We start from the raw sequence: 9,052 nt of genomic DNA on the forward strand, positions 1-9,052 counted from the left end.
TGCCGTGAGTTCTAAATCCCCCCGCAACTGTCAATATCCTAAAAAGCAAACCTCACCCGAGGCTTTTTCATTGACAGACACCCAGCCCAACAGTTCCCTGAACTCACCCTCGTCAGCCTATGATGGGAACTTAACTAGCAGCGATCTGAAGCTGCTACCCCGCCCTCTCTTTCCCCTAGGTTCACCTAGGCCTAAAACAGCTTGGTTATCTCTAAAGCTGATTTTAATGATTATAGTCTCCAGTGTGGGATTAGTGGGAATCGCATCAGCCGCATTCGCTACCCCCTGTAGAGACGGGTGCAGAGAGCAACTATCGGAGACACCAGCCAACTATATACACCCGCCCCTACTACTGGCTCAAACACCTTCCGCCGCTCCCAATTCAGTCAATGTAATTTATGTGAGTTCATCTACGGGAAACGACTCTGGGGAAGGTACACAGGCTTCACCGCTGAGAAGCATAACCCAAGCCTTGAGAGTCGCCCCCCCGAATACGGCTATTTTATTAGCACCAGGAACCTATAGCGTCGAGACGGGAGAGGCGTTCCCCTTAATACTTAAACCTAATATTACAATTCAGGGTAATACCGAGAATAAGGGTCAGGATGTGGTTATTTATGGCGGGGGAGTGTTTAGCAGTCGGGTTTTTGCTAACCAGAATGTAGCTATTGTGGGAGCGAATGCAGCCCGGTTAAGTGGGGTAACTGTGACTAATCCTCACCCGCGCGGTTATGGTTTATGGATTGAATCTAGCTCGATGGTTGTATCTAATAATACCTTTACGGGCAATATTCATGATGGTATTTCTGTGGTGGGAACCAGTGCGCCTTTAGTTCAACAAAACAGTTTTGCTAATAATGGAGCGAATGGCATTACTGTCTATGGTTCATCTAAGCCGGAAATCCGCGATAATGATTTTGAAAACACTGGTTTTGGTATTAATATCGCCCAACAGTCAGAGCCGTTTGTCGTGGGTAATCGAATTGCCTATAATCGTGATGGCATAGTGATTCAATCGAGCGCTCGTCCGGTACTACGCAATAACTATATCGAACAAAATGAGCGTGATGGTATTGTGGTTATTGCTCAATCTTTGCCGGATTTGGGAACGCCAACGGAACCGGGAGAGAATGTGATCCGCAATAATGGCCGCTATGATGTGAACAATGGTACTAAGGGTTTAACGATTCTTGCCTACGGTAATGAGTTGGCTATGACTAAAAATGCTGGCTCTGTAGAGTTGGCGGGTAGTTACCAGAGTGGGGCTGGGCCTTCTGCGATCGCTAATCGCATTATGGGAAGTTCTACTGAGGAGGGTGGTCAAAATCATTCTTCGTCAATTTCCCCCATTAATCAAGCGGCTTCGTTACCTATTTATCTACCTGAGTCTAATGTGACTCCACTTTCAAACACCGCACCGCCTCCCATTCCTGTGGATGACTCGGAGGCGATTGTAATTCCGGTACCGCCGCCAGAACGTCCTCAGCAGGTGATATCTGCCCCTGTAGCAGCGGGTTCCCCACCTCCACCAGTGAGGCTCCAGACGGCGGCGGAAAACCCGTCTACCGGCTCGCTGTTGCTGTCTCTGGTGAGACGGGCTGTGACCAGTGCCTCTAATCCTGAAGAAAACTCCCAAACAGTTTATATCCCGGTACCACCACCCCAAAGACAATCTACGATTACATCCCCACCGCCACCAGCTTCGTCTGATATTCTCCGGGTTCCTGGTGGTAATATTCCTATTGGTACTGGGGGAGGACAACTACCAAGCCAAGTAACGGCAGGTCTTGCGCCTGCAACTACGGCGGGTATATTGGGGTTGCGATATAGAGTGGTGGTGAATGATACTAGCAGTCAAATTCTGCAAAGAGTGCGATCGCTGGTTCCCCAAGCCTTTACGACGGTGATTAATGGGCGATCGCTTATCCAAGCTGGAGCCTTCCGCAGCCAACACGAGGCGAATAGGTTATTACAACAATTGCGCCAACGGGGTGTTACTGCGACTATCGAACCGTTTAATTAACACGGATCGCCGGAATTCCCCACCGTCTTTTACTGTGGGGATGGATCGGTGATCACACGGGAGTTTGGTGGCTCTGTCTCTTTAGGGTGGAGGTGCGCCCAACTAATTCAATGGTTCCCACCTCAAGAAGTAGGCGGGGGCTATTGAAAATTTCACTTTTCACTGGTGGCAATATTCTTTAACGGCGGAATCAACTGTAGGGATAAACCCTCGCGGGCGATTAAACTATTAGGAAAGGCATCAGCCACGTTTTCACCTATTTGATCCATGAAATCATCGTTGTGTAGTGGGTCATGGTGAAAAATCACCAATTTTTGAACTCCCGCAGCCTGAGCGACCTTCACCGCTTCCTGCCAGGTAGAATGTCCCCAACCTACCTTACTAGACTTAGGCGAGTAATACTCCTCATCGGTATAGGTGGCATCATAAATCAGTACATTAGCATTGCGGGCTAACTTGAGTACATTTTCATCAAGACGATCTGGAAAATGCTCCGTATCGGTTACATAGGCGGTGCTGTAGCCTTTCCAACTGACGCGATATCCCACGGCTTCCCCCGGATGATTGAGTAAAGCCGTTTCAATGACTAGATCATCTTCGAGGTAAATTGACTCGCCTATAGTGAGATCAATAAAGTTAAGTTTAGCTCCCATTACCTGTAAAGGAACTGGGAAGTTAGGGTGAAGCATCTGGTCGTTGAGGCGCTGCTCAATTGTGGAACCATTAGGTGCGATCGCTCCATAAATGTTAAACGTATTGATGGGAACAAAGGCCGGAGCAAAAAAGGGGAAGCCCTGGATATGGTCCCAGTGAGAATGGGTAAAGAACATATGAGCGGTTACTGGCATTTCTGCTAATAATGCTTGTCCCAGGACCCGTAAGCCTGTCCCACCGTCAAAAATCAATCGTTGCGACCCCACCCGCATCTCAACACAGGGGGTGTTCCCACCATATCGAACTGTTGTCGTTCCCGGACAGGAAATACTTCCTCGAACGCCCCAAAAGTGAACCGTAAATTGGTGTTTTGTGCTGGACATGGGTTTTTTTGGAAGATTCAGCTAGGCGGTTTATGGTTTCTTTTGACTCAGCCTTGGTTGTGTAATCCGATTTTTGTGGCTAAGTTATCAAACCAAGCCAAGTACGCCAGGTCAGGAATTGCTAATGGTTTCCCACCCAACTGCCATCATCTTAGCAAAATTTGTAGCACCTTTTGCGATAGTTGCTCAGATTCCCCATAGTGCGATCGCCCCATATACCCAAAACCAGTTAAAATTCAACCTTGAGGTGATCCACAATTAACTGTGCATCAAAAGTGTAGAAGGTAATTTTAGATATATTCTTCGCCGTTACGGTTAATTCGGCGTTCGGTAATACAGACCCAATCGAATCACTAGGTTTATTAACCTTGATCTCATCTGTGGCCAGTAATTGGCCATTTTCATCAAAGGCTGACATCACCGTATGTCGAGAACTTGTCACCCTAGCCCAAACTTGGCGCACCGCGTGGGAAAATGTCACTTCTAGTGCGCCGCCCTTGGGTGCGCCCATGAGAACTGTTACCCCAGGTTCAATGCCAAATCGCGGATTAGAGGGTTGAAGGGCGATCGCATTATGAAATTTAATACCCCAATGCTGGAATTGCTCCTCTACTTTCTCAAATCCCTGTAATTTTTCCAATGCTAACCGAATGCGAGTCGAGGGCGACAACTGTGGCAATTTTTCATAGTCAGCAGACCCGGAAGATTTAGCCCTGTCCCTAGAACCCGGTGAGTCTGTACCCACGGGATGAACTACCAGTTCCGATGTTTTTTCTTTTCGCTTGCTAGAGTCTAATTTTCCGATGTGATTCTGCATTCGAGTCACTTCCTGAGCCACCATTGGGCTAAAATCCTCTACCATAGAAATGCTCATAACTAAATTCCTCGACAGCATTGAAATTGAGGGTTTTGTTACTGCTATAGCCGACAACCGGGGACTGTTCTATCTGTGTTGGTTAGATGCTAAATAAATACCCTTAGCCATGCTTTCAGGAACGACAAGCCCCAATCAGGAGATTTTGGAAAAAACATCATGGAATTAGGCCCATTGATTACCCGGTCACTGGACAGTTAAAGACAGTACACTGAGGGCTAAGAGCCGTGAGGGGTGTTACCCATCACTGAATTATAACAGTCAAAAGTCACTCTGGGATGAGGTAAAGTGCCAATTTACCCATTATCGCGATTTTATCCACTGTTATATAACCGGAATTTTCAGCAACCGGAATAGTCCAATTAAGGCAATTTAATGGGCATGATATATTCGCAAAAAACCAAAATTAAAGGAGTTTTAAAAATGTTTTATTCCCTTGGATTTACGCCAGATTCGATAGTTACGTCTCTAGGTAGAATGGTGTATTATACGGCTACCACAAGCCCCTGGATAAGCTCGGAAGACAAGGAAGCCGAAAAAAAGCCGTCTTTATTGTTTTTGCATGGTTTTGGGGGCGGTTCTTCTGCTTATGAATGGTCTAAAGTCTATCCAGCCTTTGCAGCCGATTATAAAATTCTGGCGCCAGATCTGATAGGTTGGGGACGTTCGGAACACCCGGCGCGTGATTATACCCCAGAGGATTATATAACTACGATCGCCGAATTCATAGAAGCCACCTGCGAGGAACCGATTATGGCGATCGCCTCCTCAGTAACCGCCGCCCTAACCGTGCGAGTAGCGATCGAAAAACCGGAATTATTCAAAGGGCTAATTCTCACAACCCCCTCCGGCTTATCGGACTTTGGGCAAAATTATATTAACAGTTTATTTGCTCAAATTGTCAAAACCCCAATTTTAGACCAAATTCTGTACGCCACCGCCGTAGCCAACCCCATCGGAATTCGCAGTTTTTTAGAGCAGCGTCAATTTGCGCGTCCCTCTCGAATTTATAACGAAATCGTCGAAGCCTATCTCGAATCCGCCCTAGAGCCTAACGCCGAATATGCAGCTTTATCATTTGTGCGAGGGGATTTATGCTTTGATTTATCGTTATATATACCCCAATTAACCACTCCCACCGCCATGATTTGGGGTGAAAAAAGCCAATTTACCAGTCCAGAGATGGGAGAAAGATTAGCCAATCTGAATCCCGTGGCCGTGCGAATTTTCCAAAAACTCGAGGACGTAGGACTAACGCCGCAGTTAGAATTACCCGGCGTAACCATTGGCGTAATTAGGAGTTTGCTCAAAGCCCTAGAAGTCGCATAAGCTAAAAAATTAGGTAACAGTTGCCAGAACTTGCTATGTCCAATTCCGACTACATCAACAATTTAAAGTGGCAGCCAGAAGCCACAGCCAAACTCAAGAATATTCCCTACTTCGTCCGAGGTCAAGCCAGACAGAGGATTGAGCAACTAGCCAGGGAAGCCGACCAGGAAGAGGTGACAGTGGAATTGGTAGAACAAGCACGCCTTGAGTTTGGTCAGTAGTAAAACCGCTGGTAGTATTTGCTCAAAATGACCCCACTAGCCTTTAAACTAGGGGTTGGCTTTTGATTGTTTTTTGAGGTTTATTGGTCCAAAAGTGAGAAAAATCATTATTGCCGGAAACTGGAAAATGTATAAAACCCAAGCAGAAGCCCAGGAGTTTCTGAAAGGGTTTGTGATGGAATTGGAGGACACCCCAGAAGATCGGGAAGTGGTTTTGTGTGTCCCCTTCACTGATTTGGGTGTGATGTCCAAAAGTTTGCATGGTTCACGGGTACGCCTAGGGGCGCAAAATGTTCACTGGGAAGATTCCGGGGCTTATACTGGAGAAATCTCACCCCCGATGCTAGTGGAAATTGGTGTGCGGTTTGTGGTCATAGGTCACAGTGAACGTCGCCAATATTTTGGCGAAACCAACGAAACAGTTAACCTGCGCCTGAAAGCGGCTCAAAACCACGGTCTAACTCCGATTTTGTGCGTGGGAGAAACTAAGGAACAGCGGGATGCGGGAGAGACGGAATCTCATATTTTTTCCCAATTAGAACAGGGTCTGGTAGATGTAGATCAGAATAACCTGGTAATCGCATACGAACCGATTTGGGCGATTGGAACCGGGGACACCTGCGAATCTGAGGAGGCTAATCGGGTAATTGGTCTCATCCGTAGCAAATTGAGTAATCCTAACGTGACGATTCAATATGGCGGTTCTGTGAAGCCGGATAATATTGATGAAATTATGGCACAGTCGGAAATTGACGGTGCTTTGGTCGGGGGGGCTAGTTTGCAGCCGGATAGTTTTAGCCGCATTGTCAATTATCGTTGATAGGTTGGCGATGATTAAACCAATCACGATTCGGGGTCATTCCTTTGATTGGGGAAGCCGTACTTATTTGATGGGGATTTTGAATGTAACGCCGGATAGCTTTAGTGATGGCGGGGCGTTCGATTCCCTAGATGCTGCCCTGGTCCGGGCGGGTGATATGGTTCGGGCGGGGGCGGATATTATTGATGTGGGAGGGGTGTCTACCCGTCCTGGGGCTGAGGTGGTGTCTCTGGAAACGGAACTTGAACGGGTGCTTCCAGTGGTGGCGGGTTTGCGACAACTGGGGGATATGGTGATATCTGTGGATACGACCCGGGCGACGGTTGCTGAGGCAGCAGTGGGCTGTGGGGCAGATATTATTAATGATATCTCTGGGGGGATATATGACCCGGATATGCTATCAGTGGTGGCTGATTTGGGGGTTCCAGTGGTGTTAATGCACCTACGGGGTACTCCCCAAACTATGCAAACTTTGACGGATTATGGGGATTTGATGGGGGAAATTAAAGGGTTTTTGGCGGAACGTCTGGCCGCGGGAATGGCGGCGGGAATTCCAGCAGAGTACATGATTGTTGACCCTGGGATTGGTTTTGCCAAAACATTAGAGCAAAATTTGCAGATTCTGCGAGAATTGCCCCTATTGAAGGATCTCGATTGTCCGCTATTGGTGGGACCCTCCCGTAAGAGTTTTATTGGTAAGATTCTTGACAAGCCTCATCCTCAAGGGCGTGTCTGGGGGACGGCGGCGGCTTGTGTGGCTGCGATCGCTAATTCTGCTGATATTCTCAGAATACATGATGTGCCACAACTGGTAGATGTGGCGCGGGTGGCAGATGCGATTTATCGTCCAGCCTAAAATGGGAAAGTGCGATCGCGCTATTTGATGGTTTCGGGTTTCCTGGGCGCGCCCCGTACTCGATGACCGAGGCAAACTTATCGAATTTTACGATCATGACCAGTGTGGCATCAATTTGGCAGTCTATTACTTTGCGGAATCTGAGGCTCTACCAGTGGCGGGGAGGAAGTCTACTCTATCGCATTAGTGGGAGTTTGCGATCGTGGCGACAGGGAAGCTGGTTCATGGAATGGGGAGAATTAATTGGAGCCCTGTTGGTGGCTGCGGTGTTTGGGTTAGCGCCTTTTGTTAATACCGCTTTGATTGGAGTTTTGCTGATCGCCTGTGGTGGCTTTTGGGTTCTGCTGACCCTTAGTGATGAACCCTCACAAGTGGCATTTACCCCTATTCACCTGTTGGTATTGTTGTATTGGGGAATTGCCACGATCGCTACATCCCTATCTCCCGTCAAACAGGCCGCCTTTAATGGTTGGGTGCGCTTGACTCTTTACTTAGTCCTATTTTTCCTGATGGCGCGGGTTTTCCGATCGCCTCGTTTGCGATCGCTTTTTATCGGCTTCTATCTGCATATTACCCTGATTGTCGGGGTTTATGGGATGCGGCAATGGTTTTTTGGTACTAAGGCTTTAGCTACTTGGGTGGACCCTACATCAGCCCAAGCTAATATCACCAGAATTTACAGTTACTTGGGTAATCCTAATTTACTCGCTGGCTATCTCATCCCAGCCGTCGGATTGAGTCTCGGGGCGATTTTGGTTTGGCGCGGCGTGATGCCGAAATTGTTGGCAATTACTATGGCTGTCGTCAATTCTGTGTGTTTGGTCCTAACCTTTAGCCGTGGGGGATGGCTGGGGTTTGTGGCGTTATTGTTTACTTTTGCCGTTTTGCTGCTGTACTGGATTAGCCAATATTTCCCACCTTTTTGGCAAAAATGGGCTGTTCCTATTGGTGTCGGTGGCTTGGCGGCGTTGCTGGTGTTAGCCATAGTCATTGTGCCACCAGTGCGCGATCGCGTCGCCACTATCTTTGCGGGACGTGGTGATAGTAGTAATAATTTCCGCATTAATGTTTGGGCGGCGGTCATAGAGATGATCCGCGATCGCCCTATATTGGGAATTGGACCTGGTAATAATGCTTTTAATCAGGTTTATCCGTTATATATGCGCCCCCGATACTCTGCTTTGAGTGCCTATTCTGTCATCTTAGAGGTTATCGTAGAAACTGGGTTTGTAGGGTTAACCGCCTTCTTGTGGTTGCTGACGGTGACTTTTAACCAAGGATGGCTACAACTTAAAAGGCTACGAGAGTGGGAAGATCCTAATGGTTTCTGGTTAATAGCTGCGATCGCCACTTTAGCCGGAATGTTAGCCCATGGTCTGTTTGATACAGTGTTGTATCGTCCCCAAGTTAATACTCTTTGGTGGTTAATGGTGGCACTGATTGCTAGTTACTATCTACCTAATAGCCAGGGTGTTAATTCAGATAGCAGCAGCAACTGATGATTTAGCCTGCGCTTGTGGGGGTTGACTTATATTCAGCCATTGTATATAGTTTTGTGAATGGGTAATACCCTGAGACAGGGCTACCCATTCATCTTCTGTCAGTGATGTTTCAAGGCGATCGGTCAATTCCAACCAAGCCCAGAGTACACAGTTATCTAAATCAGAAAACGATTTTTGATGCAGGTAATATCTACCCTGACGGCAAAGTTCAATCCGATATTCCTGAAAAACTCGATAAATTCTCAGTTGGTATTCCCACAAATGGAATGTTTCCATCAGTTCTAACATCGGTTAGTGATCCTGATACATTTACGCGACATTTATCCGGCTATTGCCGGACAATGCGACGATAGCACTATTACCCGTTAAGGTAACAGAGGCGGTATCCCC

Annotated in this window: 9 protein-coding genes; 6 read left to right on the forward strand and 3 right to left on the reverse strand. The window is 47.4% G+C overall.

The window, feature by feature from the left end:
* Window positions 1–4: 4 nt before the first annotated feature.
* Window positions 5–2,023, forward strand: coding sequence for a DUF1565 domain-containing protein (locus P5683_RS09910; RefSeq protein WP_193521049.1), 2,019 nt, complete (start codon window positions 5–7; stop codon window positions 2,021–2,023).
* Between the two features lie 152 nt (window positions 2,024–2,175).
* Here the strand turns inward: P5683_RS09910 and P5683_RS09915 are convergent, their stop codons facing one another.
* Together P5683_RS09915 and P5683_RS09920 are read right to left on the reverse strand one after the other, a co-directional pair.
* On the reverse strand, window positions 2,176–3,060 hold the full coding sequence (locus P5683_RS09915) for an MBL fold metallo-hydrolase (RefSeq protein ID WP_108614836.1): 885 nt from the start codon (window positions 3,058–3,060) through the stop codon (window positions 2,176–2,178).
* A gap of 229 nt (window positions 3,061–3,289) precedes the next feature.
* Window positions 3,290–3,934, reverse strand: coding sequence for a hypothetical protein (locus tag P5683_RS09920; RefSeq protein WP_006624951.1), 645 nt, complete (start codon window positions 3,932–3,934; stop codon window positions 3,290–3,292).
* A 423-nt stretch (window positions 3,935–4,357) separates the two neighbouring features.
* On the opposite strand from P5683_RS09920, the gene P5683_RS09925 reads away from it, so the two are divergent.
* From P5683_RS09925 to P5683_RS09945, 5 genes are all read left to right on the forward strand, one after another.
* Entirely contained in the window at window positions 4,358–5,263 is a 906-nt protein-coding gene (locus P5683_RS09925; RefSeq protein WP_006668264.1) for an alpha/beta fold hydrolase, read from the forward strand.
* Between the two features lie 35 nt (window positions 5,264–5,298).
* Window positions 5,299–5,484 (forward strand): PCP reductase family protein, encoded by a 186-nt coding sequence (locus tag P5683_RS09930; RefSeq protein ID WP_006668263.1) that lies wholly within the window; start codon window positions 5,299–5,301, stop codon window positions 5,482–5,484.
* Between the two features lie 94 nt (window positions 5,485–5,578).
* Complete coding sequence (tpiA, locus tag P5683_RS09935; protein ID WP_008048775.1) at window positions 5,579–6,304, forward strand: triose-phosphate isomerase; 726 nt, start codon at window positions 5,579–5,581, stop codon at window positions 6,302–6,304.
* 10 nt (window positions 6,305–6,314) lie between these two features.
* Window positions 6,315–7,160 (forward strand): dihydropteroate synthase, encoded by an 846-nt coding sequence (gene folP, locus P5683_RS09940; RefSeq protein ID WP_315639785.1) that lies wholly within the window; start codon window positions 6,315–6,317, stop codon window positions 7,158–7,160.
* 95 nt (window positions 7,161–7,255) lie between these two features.
* Window positions 7,256–8,659, forward strand: a complete 1,404-nt coding sequence (locus P5683_RS09945; RefSeq protein ID WP_035759431.1) for an IctB family putative bicarbonate transporter — start codon at window positions 7,256–7,258, stop codon at window positions 8,657–8,659.
* Here P5683_RS09945 and P5683_RS09950 read toward each other — a convergent pair.
* Window positions 8,639–8,950, reverse strand: coding sequence for a hypothetical protein (locus P5683_RS09950; protein ID WP_006624944.1), 312 nt, complete (start codon window positions 8,948–8,950; stop codon window positions 8,639–8,641). The genes P5683_RS09945 and P5683_RS09950 overlap by 21 nt on opposite strands.
* Between the last annotated feature and the right edge of the window lie 102 nt (window positions 8,951–9,052).

It is taken from the genome of Limnospira sp. PMC 1279.21, assembly GCF_032349615.1.
Classification (GTDB): domain Bacteria; phylum Cyanobacteriota; class Cyanobacteriia; order Cyanobacteriales; family Microcoleaceae; genus Limnospira; species Limnospira fusiformis.